Source organism: Granulicatella sp. WM01 (genome assembly GCF_004570605.1).
GTDB lineage: Bacteria > Bacillota > Bacilli > Lactobacillales > Aerococcaceae > WM01.
The window spans coordinates 38,879-57,552 of record NZ_SPPB01000005.1 but is presented as its reverse complement, the minus strand read 5'-3'; the positions used below and the strand labels follow the sequence as shown (position 1 = coordinate 57,552).

Annotated in this window: 19 protein-coding genes; 2 read left to right on the top strand and 17 right to left on the bottom strand. The window is 31.6% G+C overall.

Annotated features, from left to right (window positions below; translation table 11 throughout):
- Window positions 1-201: 201 nt before the first annotated feature.
- The 15 genes from E4T68_RS01725 to E4T68_RS01655 form a co-directional block, all read right to left on the bottom strand.
- Window positions 202-600 carry a phage holin family protein gene (locus E4T68_RS01725; protein ID WP_135123515.1) on the bottom strand — a complete coding sequence of 133 codons (399 nt, stop codon included), beginning with the start codon at window positions 598-600 and terminating at the stop codon, window positions 202-204.
- Window positions 601-633: 33 nt separating this feature from the next.
- Window positions 634-1,371 carry a hypothetical protein gene (locus E4T68_RS01720; RefSeq protein ID WP_135123513.1) on the bottom strand — a complete coding sequence of 246 codons (738 nt, stop codon included), beginning with the start codon at window positions 1,369-1,371 and terminating at the stop codon, window positions 634-636.
- A 235-nt stretch (window positions 1,372-1,606) separates the two neighbouring features.
- Window positions 1,607-3,550 carry a DUF859 family phage minor structural protein gene (locus tag E4T68_RS01715; protein ID WP_135123511.1) on the bottom strand — a complete coding sequence of 648 codons (1,944 nt, stop codon included), beginning with the start codon at window positions 3,548-3,550 and terminating at the stop codon, window positions 1,607-1,609.
- A gap of 1 nt (window position 3,551) precedes the next feature.
- Window positions 3,552-5,465: a hypothetical protein gene (locus tag E4T68_RS01710; RefSeq protein ID WP_135123509.1), complete on the bottom strand. Its 1,914-nt coding sequence runs from the start codon at window positions 5,463-5,465 to the stop codon at window positions 3,552-3,554.
- 6 nt (window positions 5,466-5,471) lie between these two features.
- A complete protein-coding gene (locus E4T68_RS01705) occupies window positions 5,472-5,822 on the bottom strand; it encodes a DUF6711 family protein (protein ID WP_135123507.1) in 351 nt (116 codons plus the stop codon).
- Between the two features lie 11 nt (window positions 5,823-5,833).
- The gene (locus tag E4T68_RS01700) at window positions 5,834-8,155 is read right to left on the bottom strand and encodes a hypothetical protein (protein ID WP_135123505.1); all 2,322 of its coding nucleotides are present in this window, start codon (window positions 8,153-8,155) and stop codon (window positions 5,834-5,836) included.
- Complete coding sequence (locus E4T68_RS01695) at window positions 8,155-8,409, bottom strand: hypothetical protein (protein WP_135123503.1); 255 nt, start codon at window positions 8,407-8,409, stop codon at window positions 8,155-8,157. Before E4T68_RS01695 ends, E4T68_RS01700 begins: the two co-directional genes overlap by 1 nt.
- Window positions 8,410-8,510: 101 nt before the next feature.
- Window positions 8,511-8,879: a DUF6096 family protein gene (locus E4T68_RS01690; protein ID WP_135123501.1), complete on the bottom strand. Its 369-nt coding sequence runs from the start codon at window positions 8,877-8,879 to the stop codon at window positions 8,511-8,513.
- A 26-nt stretch (window positions 8,880-8,905) separates the two neighbouring features.
- Entirely contained in the window at window positions 8,906-9,322 is a 417-nt protein-coding gene (locus E4T68_RS01685) for a phage tail tube protein (protein WP_135123499.1), read from the bottom strand.
- 10 nt (window positions 9,323-9,332) lie between these two features.
- Window positions 9,333-9,701, bottom strand: coding sequence for a hypothetical protein (locus tag E4T68_RS01680; protein ID WP_135123497.1), 369 nt, complete (start codon window positions 9,699-9,701; stop codon window positions 9,333-9,335).
- A 241-nt stretch (window positions 9,702-9,942) separates the two neighbouring features.
- Window positions 9,943-10,341, bottom strand: a complete 399-nt coding sequence (locus tag E4T68_RS01675; RefSeq protein ID WP_135123496.1) for a hypothetical protein — start codon at window positions 10,339-10,341, stop codon at window positions 9,943-9,945.
- A 1,120-nt stretch (window positions 10,342-11,461) separates the two neighbouring features.
- Entirely contained in the window at window positions 11,462-11,908 is a 447-nt protein-coding gene (locus E4T68_RS01670; protein WP_135123494.1) for a hypothetical protein, read from the bottom strand.
- Window positions 11,896-12,186, bottom strand: a complete 291-nt coding sequence (locus E4T68_RS01665; protein ID WP_135123492.1) for a hypothetical protein — start codon at window positions 12,184-12,186, stop codon at window positions 11,896-11,898. Before E4T68_RS01665 ends, E4T68_RS01670 begins: the two co-directional genes overlap by 13 nt.
- On the bottom strand, window positions 12,187-12,387 hold the full coding sequence (locus tag E4T68_RS01660; protein WP_135123490.1) for a hypothetical protein: 201 nt from the start codon (window positions 12,385-12,387) through the stop codon (window positions 12,187-12,189).
- Window positions 12,384-12,803 (bottom strand): hypothetical protein, encoded by a 420-nt coding sequence (locus tag E4T68_RS01655; protein WP_135123488.1) that lies wholly within the window; start codon window positions 12,801-12,803, stop codon window positions 12,384-12,386. The genes E4T68_RS01660 and E4T68_RS01655 overlap by 4 nt, the downstream gene beginning before the upstream one ends.
- 365 nt (window positions 12,804-13,168) lie before the next feature.
- On the opposite strand from E4T68_RS01655, the gene E4T68_RS01650 reads away from it, so the two are divergent.
- Both E4T68_RS01650 and E4T68_RS01645 read left to right on the top strand, forming a co-directional pair.
- Window positions 13,169-13,501 carry a helix-turn-helix transcriptional regulator gene (locus E4T68_RS01650; RefSeq protein WP_135123486.1) on the top strand — a complete coding sequence of 111 codons (333 nt, stop codon included), beginning with the start codon at window positions 13,169-13,171 and terminating at the stop codon, window positions 13,499-13,501.
- A gap of 26 nt (window positions 13,502-13,527) precedes the next feature.
- Window positions 13,528-14,178, top strand: a complete 651-nt coding sequence (locus tag E4T68_RS01645) for an ImmA/IrrE family metallo-endopeptidase (protein WP_135123484.1) — start codon at window positions 13,528-13,530, stop codon at window positions 14,176-14,178.
- Window positions 14,179-14,682: 504 nt separating this feature from the next.
- Here the strand turns inward: E4T68_RS01645 and E4T68_RS01640 are convergent.
- Together E4T68_RS01640 and E4T68_RS01635 are read right to left on the bottom strand one after the other, a co-directional pair.
- Complete coding sequence (locus E4T68_RS01640) at window positions 14,683-16,428, bottom strand: ABC transporter ATP-binding protein (RefSeq protein ID WP_135123482.1); 1,746 nt, start codon at window positions 16,426-16,428, stop codon at window positions 14,683-14,685.
- Entirely contained in the window at window positions 16,428-18,152 is a 1,725-nt protein-coding gene (locus E4T68_RS01635; protein WP_135123480.1) for an ABC transporter ATP-binding protein, read from the bottom strand. The genes E4T68_RS01640 and E4T68_RS01635 overlap by 1 nt, the downstream gene beginning before the upstream one ends.
- Window positions 18,153-18,674 lie beyond the last annotated feature (522 nt).

Below are 18,674 nucleotides of genomic sequence, written 5' to 3'. Positions count from 1 at the left end.
TACTCGAGCCCCTTTAGTATACACACTAGCAATTAATATAAAATGTTGATACATAGTACTATTCCTCTTTCTTTAAGTTAGATAAATGATACACTTGCCCTTGTTTTCTTATCTTAGTGAGCAACACGTCCTACAATAATTTGTATGCGTTGCTTTTTATTAGAGTTTGTTAACTTCCTCCGATGATTTTTGACAAAACTACTATTCGTTTTTATCTTCCTTTTTCTCATTCAACATACCGAAAAACTTAACCAATAAACTCGCTTCACGAGTTAAGCCAAGTTTTCTATAGTTCTCCACAATAGAAGATAGTTCCATAATTAAATACCCAAAATACAACACATATAATGCCGCCGTTCCTACGCCACTCGGAATAACTGGAGCAACTGGTACAGCCAATACTAACAACATAATACTGGCTACTTTTCGAATAATCCCATTAACCCCTTTTTGACTAACCACTTCTTTATTTATCCATGCGGCTAAATACCCCATAAGAAAATCTATAATCATGGCAACAACCACAAGTGATAGTAAATAGAGCACTTGGCTATTTTCATTTTTTGCCACTTCATCTAAATATTTTAAAATTCCAAACATTTGTTTTACCTCCTAAAAAAAGAGTAGCTCGTGCTACTCTCTTCTAAATTTCTTAAATCTTTCTGCAATATTTTTTAGTTGATCAACGTAATTATCCACTTCTTCTTGTGTATAATACAACAAATCACCTAAACCAATTAGTGCAAGTACAAGATTCTGTTTTCCTTCATCATTATAGTTATCTGTGTTTAACTCTCTCTTAATTTTAGTATATTCTGTATAATCTAACTCTATCATTTTCAGAGAATTTTTTAAATCAAATACGATTGAAGAGGCTATATTTTCAAATACACTAGCTAAATCATTGTACTTCTCACCAAGTCGTTTTTGCTCTGATGCGAAGTTTTTTAATATCGTTTCAGGTAACTTATCTCTATATTCGTATACATTAACCGTACTGAGTTTTTCTTTTAATTTTTCAATTGTATCAATGTCAATATGAATAAAACTACTATCTTGAATAATATCACCTAAAAAGTGTATGGATTTTATTTTTATTTTTGTCTTATTATCAGACAAAATAATATTTTCGTTGTTTTCTATATCTAAACTATATTTATGCGAATAATCTTTATTTATACTTGAACTTTTATCTGCTTTTACATTTTTCTTATACGCAATAACAGGAACAACATGACTAATTAATTCATTAAATTTCATATTATTAGTATTTAACAATCTATATGTAGACTTGGAAGAAAATTCCGTCGATTCAACCACATTATTACCATCTAATTCTTTTATGTTTTTACTATCATCATTTTTTAGCACTAACTTATCTCCTCCTTATAACCAGAATATGACCAATAAAGACTCTTATAAAAAACATTATTTCTTTACTAGTCTTTATGATTTTCATACCACCTTTATCTCTACTCATAACATCATATTGTCAATCTACTTTAAATAATCTTGTTTATATTTATAATGTAATATACACCTTAACTCTTTATGTTGATACACTGTTTTCCTATAGTAATTTTATAATATTATAAAATAAAATTTCTTATATTCCCCAGCTTATATTAAACGAATACTCCATATTAGATAAAACATTTAACAAAGACATTGTTCCTGTTCCATCTACTTGAAGGTGTACGTTTCTATCTCCAAAACTATTCCATTCTGCCACAACAAACATCAAATTTTGAGGAACATACTGACTAGGTACTGCTCCTATCTTTACCACTCCACTACTAGTAGATTTAACATACCCTCTCACATGCATAGTATTTCCATCTAATTTATAAAAAATATTACTTACGCCTGAGCTTATCCACGGCTTTTTAACTGATGTAGAAAGTTCAATCCAATTGGACCATTCTCCTGTCGAATAATTACTACATCTAGAAAATTGGCGAGCACCATCATACGTTTGATAATTCTGCATAGCTTCTTTTCCTCCAGTATGAAAAACACTCAGTAAACCATAGAAGGGAGAGTTTGCTGGATTATCTTTCTTAACAAAATAAAATCCTGTCTCTCTAATATCATTTATAGATTTATTTGACTCTTTTATACTTCCATTATTTTCAGTTAATTTATGATGTTGGATCTGTTTATCGAACGCATAAATGGCTTCAGCACTGTCAATACTTCCATGTTCCCAAACCTTCCCAATACCAATTCCTTCCTTAGCATAAGACATTACTACTTTCTCTGAGTTCAATAAAATTTCAGAACTAGCCGTTGAAAATGCATCTGAAACTGTCATTACAAGTGTATAGGCTTTATCTGCTCTTAAACTATTAATTAACCTTTGATGAAATCCAACTTGTTCAATAATATTGTTTACTGTTGAATTTATATCATCTTTATATGTTGATTCTGTAGATAATTTATATTTAAAACTCACTTGAATATGATTTCTTTGCACTCCATTTACCATTAATGGTGCAATACGAATATGCCTATAAGTATCTATCTGTTTGACATCAGTCTTTGATCTTTCCGCCCTAAAGCTAAATACTGGACTAAAATAATCTAAAACTACGATATCTATTATTTTACTAGCTGTTCGTCCACGACTATCTGTAATAGTTGCTTTTAACTTATGCGTTCCCGTATAGTCCATTAATCCTAACGTCCCACCATTTGTAGTCGTCATATTAGATACTTTATTGAGAATTTCTATCCTATAGCTATTGATTTTTGAACCATATACTCCAATAGCATCTGTGACAGTGGCTTTTATATTGGAAATCCCTTTAATAAAAATATTTTCCGGCAGTAATGTATTAGCTTTACTATGACTATCTATCAACGTAATATTATTAAATGTTGGAACCATACTATCTGGAACTGATAGAACTAAATTAACTTGCTTTGTACCAACTAGCTTACTATTTTGATAAGTATTAACCCAAATTAATCCTTTTCCACTTAGAGCATTAGGAATTTGATTAGCTAACTCTATTGATGGAGTCCATTGTACATTAGTTGCTATACCTCTTGCTATAGTGCCTTCTATTTCTCCAAATTTATACTCTAAATTATGAACGAATGAATTTGATGAACTTTGTATAGAAAGTGTCATCTGTTTCCCTAATACACCTGTAACATCTCCTAATGTACTTGCTCTAGGAATTTTAGGTAACGATAGATTACCTCTAACAGAAAAATTCATTATTCGAGTAGTATCTGTATTAAATGTCACATAAATATCAGATAGTTTAGTTCCATCATTATTATGATTTACCGTATACGTACCTTTTTTGAGAACAAATGAATTCACTCCTCTTAAATCAAAATTATGAATTCCTGTATATATTTGGCGTCCATCAATATTAATTGTTAATTGCGAAATATTTTGTTTATTCCAATGTCCGTACGCTGTTTCTAGAGATACACTATATGATACTAATGACGTATTTTCATTAATATGTTGTGATGAGTAGTTATACTCGACTTTTAGTGTTAAACTTCCTATTGTTGAATAAAATACTGCCATGTTACAAACCTCCTACATATCTTAAAACCATCATATCCGGATTTATTTCATACTGCATCCAAACATATTTTCCGATTTGTACAGAATTTACAAATACACCACGCTTAATATGTAATACACCTTGCGATAAGTACATCACTTCTGAACCACCAGAAAACATAGTGATTCTACTGTCATTAATTTGAATATAGGAATCATTTTCAATATTTCCAATTATAATACCCTCATTTGAAATTTTGACAAATCTATCAATGAATGCCATGCTAACAGCTAACGCACCTAATTTAGCATCAATACCATTAATCCTTTCTGTACTGGCAATTAAATCAGAAAGTGCTTGTGCAATATCTTGTCTATTAGTTTCTTGTAATTTCAAATATTGCTGTTGCCACGCTCGCAAATCTATTATTGCTGCTTTAGCCTCTAATTCTTTTAATATTTCAGTCCTAAAATTAGTATACGTTGCATTTTGAACACTAGATAGATGATCCAAATCTACTTTTTTTGGAACATCCTCTCCTAAATTAGCTACCAATCTTCCATCCCGAATTGTCAACACTTCTTTTGATCCGTCTACAATACGTAAACGTTGTAAATCGATATCTCCAGCTACGATTTTGTTAGCATTAATTTCAATAAAACTAGCTAATGCACCATACAGTTTCTTAGCAATTACTTCATCTTTGCTAAAACTATTTACAATTTCATTTAAATCTGACGTATCTGCTTTTTTAACCCAATATCCATCTATTCGTTCATACAATTCAACATTTGTACCATTTGGTTTAAACCATTTATCTCCATTATTAGGCTCTATTGGATCTTCTTGGTCTAAATACATTTGATTTATACCAGACATCATTGTTTCCAGTAATTCAATTTTTTTTGTAACAAATCCCTTTTGAATATAAGGGGATTGACTTTGTGTAGAAGCACGTGCAGTTGCTTTAGAAGACAGACCACCATTGAATATTAAAGAATAACTCAATAACGGCACACTTATCCATTCGTCTTCAGAATGTTCTAAAGTTACCCAATCTATACTTTCAAGCGATACATCACCCTGCCAGTTCAAATCAAACGGATAATAGTTCAATCGCCGATATTCATTATACAATCTATCTAAAATCGTTTGATTAATCCATGGATTTTTTAACTCCATCTGTACTCCTTTTTCAGATCCAGACTGCATAGTAATGGTCTTATTATTATCATCAGTAATCGTATTAGTGATACCTTTTAATCTAAAATCAATTTCATTCTTTGTTAATCCTTTTAAAAAGTAATTATCTTTACTAATTTTTCTTGTTGTATTGTTTAACTTATCAATACTTAACCTTCCATATCTATCAAATCGTAAAAAAGCACCATTAATTTGTGCCAGGTAAATTAAGGCTTCTCGACATGTAATATCTCTTTGTTTATCAGAAATAATGTCATCACTAAAACTAGAAAGTGGAGCTAATTCAACACCTAGATATTGCGTAATTTCTTCTAATACCTCTTTTGCCTTAACCGGATAATTCAAGTTACTTATATATTTCTTTTCAGTAAAAATCATTCCATCTCCAGCTTTTACTGTTGTCTTGTTAGCATTCCTATCAATAACTATTTCAGTAGCATAAAACTGCCCCAATGGTAACTCTACGTATGTATTGTTTACTAGTAACGAAATATAAACCTTAATGGGTGTATGTTCAACTAACCCCTCAACAATTTGCAACAATTCAACAGATACCGTATTTGTAAATCCTCCACCCACTACAAACTTATCTCCATCCGCTATAGAAGAATCATAAGAAATTTTAAAAATAACATCCGAAGTATACTCAATATCATTCATCATAACTCTTGCTTGAAACTGTCTATTGGATGCTAGTGTTGTATTAATATAATCTCTTGTTGTACTTAGCATGATTACCTACCTTTCTATAAGACTCATCTTTAATCCGCTCCAAGGTTTCAAATGATTATTCCAGCTATACGCTGGAGATGAACGTTCTTCAACATAAAAAGTCTTGGTAACCATTCCTAATTGAGGATCTGGATACTGAACTGTAACAAATTCATTTATCACTGCAGCAAGTATTTGTTGGATTTCAAATTGAGTTAACATTCCCCACTCACATTCTATTTTTCGTTTAATAGCTACTCTATCACGTATAATCTGACCTCTAGCATTTCGACTAGACTCTCCATCAATATCACTGATAGATACTTGAAACGTTTTAGGAGTGACTACTGTCACTCCATTAATTATTAATTTTAACATTTAACAACCTCCTAAAAATTAAGTAATGGATATGGGCTATTCGATTGTAATTCATTAATAGCACCAACTGTCCAACGAGCAAATTCTCTGCCATTAGGCAATTGTAAAATAATATTTTGTGGTTTGTCACTACCCGTATAAGCTGGTAATTTCACACTTATTTTATCGGCCAACTCACTAATCCAGCCTGTGTTATTTTCTAACGGCATAACCGCCTCTCTACCTGCTTCTCCAACAATAGCTAACGTAGCACTATCTACAATACCGCCTCTTGCTAATTGTGGGATTTGTGGAACTCCAATTCTAGGTAACCACCCAAATGGAGAAACACCTAAAATCTCAATGCCTCGCAATCCATCTAAAGCACCATTAATTACATTGAATGGTACAGCAATCACCTTGTTGATGCCTCCAATAATTGCATTAACAACTCTTTTAAACACTCCAGAAATACCATCTACAATACCACTAAATATTCTTCCACCAGTAGAAAAAATATCACGTACGCCTGCCCATGCATTACTAAAAATATTACTAAACCATTCTGGGATTGCACTAAAAATTCCTGTAATAGTGTTCCATGCTCCTCTAAATAAATTGTCAAAAAACGAGCCTACACCACTGAATACACCTTGAATATTATTCCATATATTTCCAAACCAACTTCCAGCTACACTGAAGATATTAGTAATACCGTCCCATGCTTGCTGGAACATATTGCCAAACCATTGGCCTACTCCTGTAAATATATTTACAATATCATTCCAGCGTTCATTGAACCATTCACCTAAACCACTAAAAATACCAACGATGCCGTCCCACGCTTGCTGGAACATCTCACCAAACCATTGGCCTACTCCTGTAAATATATTGACAATATCATTCCAGCGTTCGTTGAACCATTCACCTAAACCACTAAAAATACCAACAATGCCGTCCCATGCTTGCTGGAACATCTCACCAAACCATTGTGCAACTCCTTGGAAAGTTTCAACTAGACCATTCCACAGACCAACAAAAAAGTCTGCAATAGCCTGACAAACACCTCCAATAAAATCACAAATCATTTGCCATACTTGAGTGGCTACTGCACAAACTGTATCCCAGTTTGTAACAAGTAAATATCCCACAGCAACTAATGCTGCTATTGCAGCTATAATTAAAGTAATTGGACTTGTTAAAACAGTCATCGCAGTAGTTAATAACACCGTAGCCGCTGTTAGAGCACCTGTTGCCACAGTACTTGCTCCTTTAGCAATAGCATCTGCTGCATACATTAAATTCAATTGGATTGTTTCTAGTTTATCTTTTATTTTTGTAATTGTTGCAGCTTTTATTGCGTCACCTATTTGTTTTATTGCATTCATCAAGCCGCCTGCTTGTCCAATAAAAGATAAAATTTCAATCCCTTTCCACAATCCCATAAATATTTCTATTACAGGAATAAGAATGTCTAAAATAGGCTTTAGTTCCTTACACCAATCTCCAGTTTTTCTTAAAATAGATATCAACTTAGATAGATCTGATATAATCGTATTTCCACCAGTCCATTTAGAAATATAGTCAAAAAATTTATCTGTCAACCATTTTATAGGATCTTTAAACACATCTACTCCACTAGTTGTTTCTTTTAATTTAGAGTTTAAACAGTTAAAAAATGATATTATTTTTTCAGGACACCCTAGTTTTGATAGAGGAATTAAAATATTATTCAAAAAATATTCCAATTTTTCAATAACAACTGATAAACAAGCTGGTACTCCACAAAGAAATGACATTAACCCTTTTACCATTGGGGAAAAATCAACGACAACCAAACTCTTTAGTACTTCAACCAACAGATATATTTTTTCTTTTATCTCATCTACTGCAGATTGTAAAATATTCAATACGGTTATACTATCTTGTACAATACTATTCAGAATCGTTAGTGATGCTACCAGTAAGTCTAATTCTTGTACTCCTCTAATACATGATTGTATACACGTAATAAAAATTTCTACTACTTCTTGTAATTTTTCGGCAAATTGTTGTATCTCATTTATAACTGCCTGAGATATTAAACTAATTATTTCTCCCCACTTTAAAAATGCCTGAGTTGATTCTTCCATAGTCAGTTTAATTTGATTTATAGCTGCACTCACTTCAAGAGCCATTTGTATACTATATCCACCAATTTCTGATAAATACTTTACAATGTTTAAATTTTCTACTACTCCTTTTAACTCATTCATAGCATCCTTTACAGCATTAACTTGCTGTCTTACTTGTTCCATAGCCTTAATATATGCGGCTGTTTCTATCTTGAATAATTCATTTACACCTGAAGCCATCAATCCATCTCCTTTCTCCTTTGATTATGACGAGCGGTAAACTCTCTCATTTTTTGCATATGTTCTTGCCATTGCCACTCCTGTTGATTTTCTTCTTCAAAAAGTGCCGGCAATAATTCTCTAACATTCCTAATCTTAATCTGCTTAGAAAACATAGAACCCACAAAATTACCAATTTGAATTGCCAATACTTCATTTAACAATGCTTGTTCACGCTGTTTAGACAATTTTTGTCGATTATACGAATCAATCATATCAACTACCTCATCTAAACTACTCTCCCAAAAAAGAGCGATGCTTATCCCCGCATCTAAGGCTTGAGGATAAACATCGCTAATCAGATCTACTAATGATTTTAGATTGTTTCGGCGACTTCTTGTAATTTGCTTGACATCTCTGTTTTCATCTTCTCGGAGAAAAAACCTGATACACCAAAAACTCCCATAATAACCACTGTAAATAACTCTAATTGAGAGCCTCCATTGTCAACATATTCCTCATAAAATTCACTAATACTATCCTTTGTTTCTCCATGATTGAAACGTTCAGAAGCCTTAGTAATAATATTTAACATCACATGAAGTGGTGGAATATCATTTAATAATTTAAATAAATTTCCTTCATATTCTTTCTCTAAATCTATAATATTTTTATTTGTCAAACGTAACTTTAATGCTTTATCGCCTACTGTCCAAATATAATACGGTTGTTTTGTCTGTGTCATCTTATTTCTCCTCTATTTTCTTAAATTTATAAACTTGCTGGATCTGCCCAAATAAATTCAGAATTTAATGCAATTTTAACAGTTGATTCAATAACGGCATTCACGCCACCGCCACCAACTTTCACAGATGGTGCTCCACTAAACGTAACTGTTGTCCCATCTGGATAAGTTTGTTTAAACCATAATGTTTTTTGACTTTCTTGTGCTTTACGAATAATGCGGAATGTTGCATGCTCACTATCATTTGTATGCTTAAATTTATACTCTAAGTCCCCAGCATCTCCAATTCCATTTTCATATTTTTTCACTTTGTCCGCTAAAGTTGTATTTTCAACTTTCTCAGGTTCAACGCCAAATTCTGGTACTTCTTTTAAACCTGATAAAAGTGTTGTAATGGCATCTTTTGTTTCACCAAAATGTAATGTAATTCCGTTTGCTAACATAAATTTCCTCCTAATTGTTATGTACTAATTTCGTAGTTTTATCTACAATTCCTGTAAATTTTATTATTTTTTGCTTTAATCCTGATACATTTGGAACATCAGAACATAATAAGCGTCTAAAACCAAATTTTGTAAACACTGCATTAATTGCTGTAATCACTTCACTATCAGAAGCATTTGACCAAATATCTACACGGTACGTCAATTCACAAGTGACTTCCTGATTGTCAATAATCTCATGTGGAATATTGTTTTCCTCTAAATAAACAACTAAAGGAAACTGTTCAATTTCATCAGGGTAATAATCATATACTTTAATATGAAGTGACTGCAATACACGAGATAATTCTGTAAATATTTCAGATTTTATACTTATCAAACTTGCTTCACACTCCTAGTCTTTTTTAATTTAAAGTGGACAAACAAATAAACTTAAAACATTCATACAATAGATATATATCACTCCGTATCACTAATCATGTATTTCACCTATTATTTTGTTCCTATTAACTTTTTAAGTATTATTCAGTTTAAGACATCACTATTTTCAATCATAAAAATACATTTCAAATCTGTTTCTATATAGTTTCTATTACTTCTTTTAAGTCTATGCTTAACATCTAACTATCCATTTTTTCTTTTAATACTATCCACAATTTTTGAATATCTTGAATTGAATTCTCCATACTAGCTTTATCTATTACTGAACACCCACAAGTCATATCAATACATTTATACACTAGTTGCTGAACTTGAATAAACAGCTCCCTTTGAACACGTTTCACACCATATTTAGATAACATCTTCTCACATACGATCGACGGATCATTGTTAACATTAGATTTATGTACACTCACTAATTGTGCTGTTTGACTTGATTGCCACTTTGCATATTTTTTCTTAATAATGGCATCAACTTCTGCATCAGTGTATTTTTTTATAGTATGTGATTGCTTAGGAACTGCAGTTTCCGTTACATCAATCATTTGAACACCATTATGTAATTGTTGCTTTTTCATATTCCCCCATGTTTAAAGTCGTCCGACTACTAATTCCATAGCTTTTTATGTCTTCAATGCTTGGACAGTTCACCGCTATCTATAATGTATATATAAACACATTAAAGAAACCTCATTGTTTCTCTTTACAGTATTTACCTTTGTTACACAACACTCTTTTTTATCTTTCAATACTGTTACCAACAAAAAAAGTATTATATTTCATACTTTAAGTGTAATATTGGTCTACGAACCAACATCACTGCACATTATACATACAGTAAATTTAGCACTCCTTACCTACATTATCAGTATACCTTATTGCATGTTGCACTTTTGTTGCATAAACCCTTTCCTCTCAGTTATGCACCTTACCTATACTACTATTCCCTTAATAGCACAAGTACTATATCTTGTACTACAAGTGTAGTATTGGCGCTAAGCACCAACATCACTGCACATTATACATACAGTAAATTTAGCACTTCCTACCTATATTATCAGTATACCTTATTGCATGTTGCACTTTTGTTGCATAAACCTTTTCCTCTCAGTTATGCACCTTACCTATACGGCTATTCCCTTAATAGTACAAGTACTATATCTTGTACTACAAGTGTAGTATTGGCGCTAAGCACCGACATCACTGCACATTATACATACAGTAAATTTAGCACTTCTTACCTACATTATCAGTATACCTTATTGCATGTTGCACTTTTGTTGCATAAACCCTTTCCTCTCAGTTATGCACCTTACCTATACTACTATTCCCTTAATAGCACAAGTACTATATATTGTACTACAAGTGTAGTATTGGAGCTAAGTACCGACATCACTGCACATTATACATACAGTAAATTTAGCACTTCCTACCTACATTATCAGTATACCTTATTGCATGTTGCACTTTTGTTGCAGTCACTAATAATACAGCACCATACACCGTTCTTTTATAATAGAAAAATGCACAAAATTTTTCCTCAACTATTCTATATCCTAATTTTTTGATGGCTGAACTCTTTTATTTTAATTTAAATCATTTAGCCTTTCTATGTGGAATTTATAGTGTTTACGTCTAAGAAAATTAGAGCATGCTCTAAGGTATTTCCTCTCTTATATTACGAAAACATACAAATCTTTATCCTATAAAAACATTAAGCGAATTATTAGTACTGCACTCATCAAGTCCCCACAATACAAATGAAAGGTCGTGAATAAATTTCCGTCGGTTACGAAAAATTGTTGTTCTATCTATATTGTAATATTCAGCAATCTCTTTTTGACTCATCTGAATACCACTAATATACAAATGATAAACAATATTGAATCTTCTCTTTCCAGTTTCTGTTTTAACGCATAATATTCGATAACTTTCAAGAGCATTTTCAAAATAGTCAAGCATTTTTGCCGTTTTTACTTTATGTTTCATCAAAGCATGTAATGTTAATTCTTCAAGATTATAGACAGAATCTTCATAAATTTCCAAGTCCTCAACAATTGTCTGACAATGTTTTTTTAATAAACGATATTTGCTTAATAACAATTCTGTATTGTGGTATCGCCAATCTTTCTTTACATTTCGCATAACTCTAGTACCTGCTTTCTAATATGATGTATCACTTTTTGAGGATTGTACCTCACAACTAATCGACACAACTCATTATGTCTAAAAAAATATTCACATGTTTGTTTCATTCTCCAATGCTCATTGCCTTGTTCTTTCTCAGTATCTTTCAATTGGAAATGAGAATCAACAGCTTGCTCCAACAACAAAAATTTTAACGCTTGCTTATAATCTATAATCGCCTGTTCAACAACGGCACAGCATAAATTCCTTACGGCTTGCAATTCTTCTTTATCCATTTAATCCTCCCCACACAAGCATCGACCATAAATGGCTTGTTTTTGTCCCGGTTTATCCCCTATCCAAACAATCCCATTCTCATCACGTATTAAATAATACGCCTTATAATGCACCGATAGTTTAGGTTTCTCACTAAATATCCACGCACTAATGAGAATACACACAACTCCAATTAAAAAAATGATTTTTCTGTTTTTCATCTTGTACCTCCCAAACAATGCTCGTACTCTAAAATCAATTGATCAATGATTTTCTTCATTTCTTGCAAAGTATGAATATCTTCAACTTTAGAAATATGCAATAAGTCATCTACACATGATCTTCCTAAGTGTGTTTCCGTCCTATGTAAATGTTCTCCATAATATGTTGCATAATACCTTTTGATTGGTTTATCTGGATAGACTTTTGAAAACCATAGTTTATTAACACATTTTATATGTTGTTTTCTCACAACAATAAGCGTATTTTCTCTATGAATTTCCCAATAATTAAATGTCGTAGGAACGTCTTCACTTGTCCACATATACCCTAATTCCTCTAATTCTTGCATTAAAGCATAGTAATCTTCTTGTGTTTGCACATGATAATTGTGCAGACTTTTTACTTGAAATGACATATTTACCCTCTCCTTCTCTTATATAACACTTTATATTTATATTTCCACTTTTTCTCTATTTTATATAAAACATCTAATTTCTATAGTTTATTGTCCATATAATAGTTTTCCCCACACTCACCACCTATTTTTATTTATACTACAAATATATATGAATAGCTAAAACGATTGACAAAATTTACAAAATATTGTACTATCAAGATAAAGTTAAACCATATTTTAATAACTATCTTTACTCTATTTCAATATATATTTAACTTTTTTAGCTATTTCGTATGACACTATGTATAGTACAATATTTTATACCTTTTGTCAATAGAAAAGTTCAAAATATAATACTTTTAAAAAGAAAGGTTGATTCATTCATGTTTGAACGTTTAAAAGAATTAGCAGATAAACGTGGCATTTCCCTAAGTGACTTGGCGACTTCTCTTGGTTTTGCCGAAAAGTCAATTTATGGCTGGAAAAAAGTAAAACCATCTATAGACAAAATTCAAGCAGTTGCAGACTTTTTCAATGTGTCTACAGACTACTTACTCGGCAGAGAACACTCAAGTACACACCAAACCTATGCACAATTTTTCCGCGTAGACACTTCTGATTTAACTGATAGTGAAAAAAGAGAATTTGAAGAAGAAATGGCAGCAATGAGTAGATTTATTGCTGAACGTATTAGAGCAAAAAAATCAAAAAAATAAATAGGCAATGTAAATGGGGAAACAACTTGAATAATAAGATTGAACATATTTATGAAAAAATATCTATCAAGGTACATGAGTTTATGTATACTGTTGCTGAATACTTTAATCTCCCACTCGAAAGTTTAAGGCACTTTCACTATCAACAATACTGCATTGAAGTTTATGATTTTGAAATTCACAAACTTTCAATGGGGAGAATTAGCCAAAAGAAATTTTGGGCTAATATCACAATAGTTGATAATTCCGCAATTATTTGTTACAACGGAAATTCAACAAATATTGGGCGTATCAATTATTCTATTGCACATGAAATTAATCATTTTATCTTAGGACATTATTTAGACGGCACACAATTTTTTGCGGAATTAGTCGATAAATCTAGTTACACTCAACAAGACATTCCAAAAGAATTAGAAGCAAATATAGGGGCTAGTCTATTGATGGCAAATGATGATGCTTTAGAATATCATATTAATTTAAGCATGAATTTTAAAAGTCTATGTCACGAATTTCAAATGAGTTATGCTGCATTACGTATGCGTTTAGTCAACTTTTTAACATTTAATTATGGTTTTTCTAGTTTACAAGCATGGCATACAGTAAAAAATTTTGAAGTAGATAACATTGACCTGAAGAAAATTTTGAGCAATTGTCACCTCAACATGTACGCCTAGTATTTAACGATAATACTATCTATAATCTAAGATTTCACTTTATTCCAAACAATATCTATCCTTTATAAATACCTTTAATCAAGTGTACAAAAAATCGTGTTGGCATTTTCCCAACACGATTTTTTACCAATAGTATTTAAAATTTAACGCCTCTATCTATTAGTGCACACATCTTAAAAAAATAGAGAACAAAACTAAAAATCTCTTTTCTTAATAAATATGTATTCCTACGAAACTTACTATATACTAACCATTCTATTTATCTCAAGCAAAATAATCATATATTGCTTAATTTAACACTCATAACGAAAAAATTTTCTTTTTTATACAAAAAATAGGGACTGGGAAAAAACTAAAATTTTATTCTTTCGATTAAAATTTGAGAACTGCTTAAAATCAATGTTTCTGATAACGTCATTATAAGCGTTTTTTATTGTTAAGACATTTTTCCCAGTCCCTATTGACTCAACTGTATCGTCTAAAATATCTTTATGTTCACATATTTTATGCTATTTTTTGCTGCATACGATACATTTCAGCATATTTTCCATTTAATGTTAATAATTCTTGATGTGTTCCTCGTTCAACAATACACCCTTCATGTAAGACTAAAATGCAATCAGCATTTTGAATAGTTGACAAACGGTGTGCAATAATGAATGTTGTTCTCCCTTGTTTTACAACATCCATGGCATGTTGAATAATATTCTCTGTTTCCGTATCAATATGTGAGGTTGCTTCATCTAAAATTAATATTTTTGGATTACTTGCTAATGTTCTTGCAAAAGAAATAAGTTGCCGCTCTCCACTTGAAAAGGTATTCCCTTTCTCAACAACAGGCTCTTCTATTCCTTTACTGAAACGACTCAACATTTCAGATCCACCAACTTTAATTAATGCCTCCATAGCTTGATCTTCTGTAATTTCTTTGTTATTCATAGTTATATTACTTTTTACTGTACCAGTAAATAAATACGGATCTTGCAACACGATACCCATATCTGCTCGTACACTTTCTCGATTGTACTGTTGAATGTCTTGCCCGTCAATATATATATGACCTTGTTGAGCATCATAGAAACGGAATAACAAATTAATGATCGAACTTTTTCCTGAACCAGTGTGTCCAACTAAAGCGATTGTTTCTCCTTTATTTGCTTTAAATGTAATATCTTTTAACACCAGATGCTCTGGATTATATCCAAAGGACACTCTATCGAAAATCACTACGCCATCTCGTGATTGTAAAGGAATTGTGCTGTCGGTTTGACTAGGGGCATCTAACAATTCAAACACACGTCTTCCAGTTGCTAGTGACTGTTGCATAATAGGCAGTAGTCTAACCATATTCCCTATGGTGCTAAATAAACGTTCTACATAATTAACATAGGCAAATAGTAATCCAATAGATGCATCTAACATGCCACCTAAATACTGGTATCCAATATAGGCAATTAATCCAGTCAGTACGAAACGTTTTATTAACTCAACCAAGCTCCACGATAAAATCGAATGGATTTTAATAAATGCTTTTTGTGAACTCAACATTTTTTCTGAAGAGTTTTCAAATCTATTGAACGTCGCTTTTTCTTGATGAAACAGCTGTAAAACGGCACTTCCCTGCATGACTTCATTAACTTGAGTATTAATTTCACTTTCAAATTCATAATAATCATTCAATGCTTTTATTGTTTTTTTGCTAAATACTTTTTGCCATACATATAATATAGGTATTAATAACAAAAGAATTAAGCCCACCCAAATATTTAATATAAATATAATCGTATAAATAATAACAACAATAGTAGCATTTAATAGCATTTGCGACGATAACGTCACGTAGAAATTAGAACGTAATGTTTCTGTATTATTCACTATGCGAGATGAAATTTTTCCAGCAGGCTTATCATCAAAATAAGAAATAGGCAATGTTTGCATTTTATCATAAGTTTCATTTCTCAAATGTTCCGCTATACGATTAGCACAATCCATTAATAATATGCTAGACACATAGCCAATGACATTAGATACTAACACGACACCTATATACAAAGCACTAAACATTAATAAAGTGCCTAAAACAACTGAATTTTGTTGCAAAATCGGTGTCAATAACTCATCAACAATATACCGAATAATTAAAGGTGCTAGTTGTATCCCCAAAACTGATACAAAAAGTAAGATGGTACCTAAACAAAATTCTTTTTTCACGACGCGAATATAGCTTATTAAGCGTTTTGTAATTTTCATTATTCTCCTCCTTCCAACTGTTGTCTTTCATATTGTTCAAAATACCACCCTCTTTGTGCAATTAACATATCCGGAGTTCCCTCTTCACTGATTTTTCCATTTTCTAAAACAATAATCCAATCGGCATGACTTACAGAAGATAAACGATGTGTTACAATGATTGTTGTTTTTTGTTGACGTATTGCTTGAATATTATCAATAATACGACGCTCCGTTTTCGCATCAACTGCAGACAGTGAATCATCTAAAATTAAAATTTCTGCATCTTTAATAAATGCACGTGACATCGAAATGCGTTGCTTTTGCCCTCCTGAAATAGATACACCTTTTTCTCCAATTAATGTATCAATACCTTGTTCCATACGCTCTAAATCCTCTGTAAAGGCAGCTGATTCAATTGCCGCTGCTATTTCAATCATATCAGCATCTGATTTTCCAATAAGTAAATTTTCATAAACGCTACGAGAAAATAGAGTATGTTCTTGTGGGACATAAGCGACCAATTTCTCAATAGAATTCCGCTGATAGTCCTGAAGTGGTTTTTGATTGATGAGCAATTTCCCACTTCCAATAGGATATTGCATCAATAATTGTCTAACAAAAGTTGTTTTCCCGCTTCCAGTTTTACCAACTACTCCTAAAGTTTGCCCTTTACGAAGTGTTAGATTAATATTTTCTAATACTAATTTATCCGATTTATCGTATGTAAAATTATAATCATCAAATGTAATTTCCTCAGCCGATTGCAGCACTTCCGTTCCATCCTCAGTCATATCATCATCTGTTTGTAATAATTCCTCTATTTTATTGAATGATACTTTTGCCATTTGATACACCAACATAATATCAGACAATATCCATATTGGATCTAGTAACATGAATAAAAATAATTGTAAGGCGACAATTTGCCCTAAACTAATCAAACCATGATTTAAATAATATCCCCCTAGCCCAAGCACAATAATGGTACTTAATGCTAACATAACATTAGCAATTCGCCCATAAGCACCTTGCAAACGAATAATACGATTTGACTTTTCTCTCAATTTTGCTGTTTTTTGTTGAAATTGAGATTTAGCAGCTTCTTTTTGAGAATACGCTCTCATTACACGTACTCCTTCAACTACTTCAAGAACTTCATCTGATAAACTCGCTACAGCATCTCGTGACTCACTCACTAACATCTCTTGTCGTTTCCCTAAAAAATGGAATAATATACCAAAAGTAATTAGAGGAATTAGAGATAAAGTGGTTATTAACCAGTTCATCCATAGCATTGTTGGAATGACAAATACTAAAGTTGCTATAGACATCAGTATACTCATTAACCCATAACCAATCAAATCTGTTAAACTTCTAATATCACTTGTAAAACGAGTCAACATATCACCTGAACGAAATTTATGATAGAAAGGTGTACGCATACCAACTAATTTAGCAAAAAGTTTCACTCTTAACTGATGCCCAAATGTATCTGCCTCTTTAAACAACGTATTGTTCCAGAAAAAACTAGATCCATAAACTGTAATAGCTGATACAATTAATACAACGATATACAATAATAATTCAGAGTGTGTCAATGTTTTCATAGAAATTTCATCAACAATATGTTGAATAATTCGAGTGGGTAAAATGGATAAGCCAAAATCCACAAATAAAGCAATAATAATCATTACATAAATATATTTTTTATTTTTAATATATTTCCATAAACTCCTAAACATAAGTCCTCCTATCTAATTAAGATACCTTACATAAATATATCTTTATTTTTTGCACAACATTTTGTGTTGCCCTAATATATTGCGTCAAGTTGCAACTAGAAAATTTCCCTTTCCCATTTTCCTTTCAAATCTCCAATGCTATTTTTGATTATAATCTTACATTTTTTAATATAACAACCTCCTTATCATATAACAAATTATACGCAAAAAAATAGATAATCCATATACTTGAGCAAGACTCATCAAATACACTTAACTATACTTATGATAAGTCACATCTCCTGCTTCAAATATAGATTATCTACGCTATAAAAATCTATTCTTTATTCATTTATCGCCATTGCAAACGATTAACAAAGGAGATGTTCTGTCTAATACTCTCTACTATACATTGCATAATACATTCTCCTTTCTTTCATTCTCGTTGCTTACTTAACTAATCATTATTCTACTACCATTTACATAAATTTACAATACATATCTATACATTTTTCAATTTTTTATTTAAATATTGGGTTAATG

Excerpts from the sequence above, each read along its gene's own strand:
- E4T68_RS01725 (WP_135123515.1), bottom strand. The coding sequence starts at position 600 with ATGTTTGGAATTTTAAAATATTTAGATGAAGTGGCAAAAAATGAAAAT.
- E4T68_RS01715 (WP_135123511.1), bottom strand. The coding sequence starts at position 3,550 with ATGGCAGTATTTTATTCAACAATAGGAAGTTTAACACTAAAAGTCGAG.
- E4T68_RS01710 (WP_135123509.1), bottom strand. The coding sequence starts at position 5,465 with ATGCTAAGTACAACAAGAGATTATATTAATACAACACTAGCATCCAAT.
- E4T68_RS01705 (WP_135123507.1), bottom strand. The coding sequence starts at position 5,822 with ATGTTAAAATTAATAATTAATGGAGTGACAGTAGTCACTCCTAAAACG.
- E4T68_RS01700 (WP_135123505.1), bottom strand. The coding sequence starts at position 8,155 with ATGGCTTCAGGTGTAAATGAATTATTCAAGATAGAAACAGCCGCATAT.
- E4T68_RS01695 (WP_135123503.1), bottom strand. The coding sequence starts at position 8,409 with ATGATTGATTCGTATAATCGACAAAAATTGTCTAAACAGCGTGAACAA.
- E4T68_RS01690 (WP_135123501.1), bottom strand. The coding sequence starts at position 8,879 with ATGACACAGACAAAACAACCGTATTATATTTGGACAGTAGGCGATAAA.
- E4T68_RS01685 (WP_135123499.1), bottom strand. The coding sequence starts at position 9,322 with ATGTTAGCAAACGGAATTACATTACATTTTGGTGAAACAAAAGATGCC.
- E4T68_RS01675 (WP_135123496.1), bottom strand. The coding sequence starts at position 10,341 with ATGAAAAAGCAACAATTACATAATGGTGTTCAAATGATTGATGTAACG.
- E4T68_RS01670 (WP_135123494.1), bottom strand. The coding sequence starts at position 11,908 with ATGCGAAATGTAAAGAAAGATTGGCGATACCACAATACAGAATTGTTA.
- E4T68_RS01665 (WP_135123492.1), bottom strand. The coding sequence starts at position 12,186 with ATGGATAAAGAAGAATTGCAAGCCGTAAGGAATTTATGCTGTGCCGTT.
- E4T68_RS01660 (WP_135123490.1), bottom strand. The coding sequence starts at position 12,387 with ATGAAAAACAGAAAAATCATTTTTTTAATTGGAGTTGTGTGTATTCTC.
- E4T68_RS01655 (WP_135123488.1), bottom strand. The coding sequence starts at position 12,803 with ATGTCATTTCAAGTAAAAAGTCTGCACAATTATCATGTGCAAACACAA.
- E4T68_RS01650 (WP_135123486.1), top strand. The coding sequence starts at position 13,169 with ATGTTTGAACGTTTAAAAGAATTAGCAGATAAACGTGGCATTTCCCTA.
- E4T68_RS01640 (WP_135123482.1), bottom strand. The coding sequence starts at position 16,428 with ATGAAAATTACAAAACGCTTAATAAGCTATATTCGCGTCGTGAAAAAA.
- E4T68_RS01635 (WP_135123480.1), bottom strand. The coding sequence starts at position 18,152 with ATGTTTAGGAGTTTATGGAAATATATTAAAAATAAAAAATATATTTAT.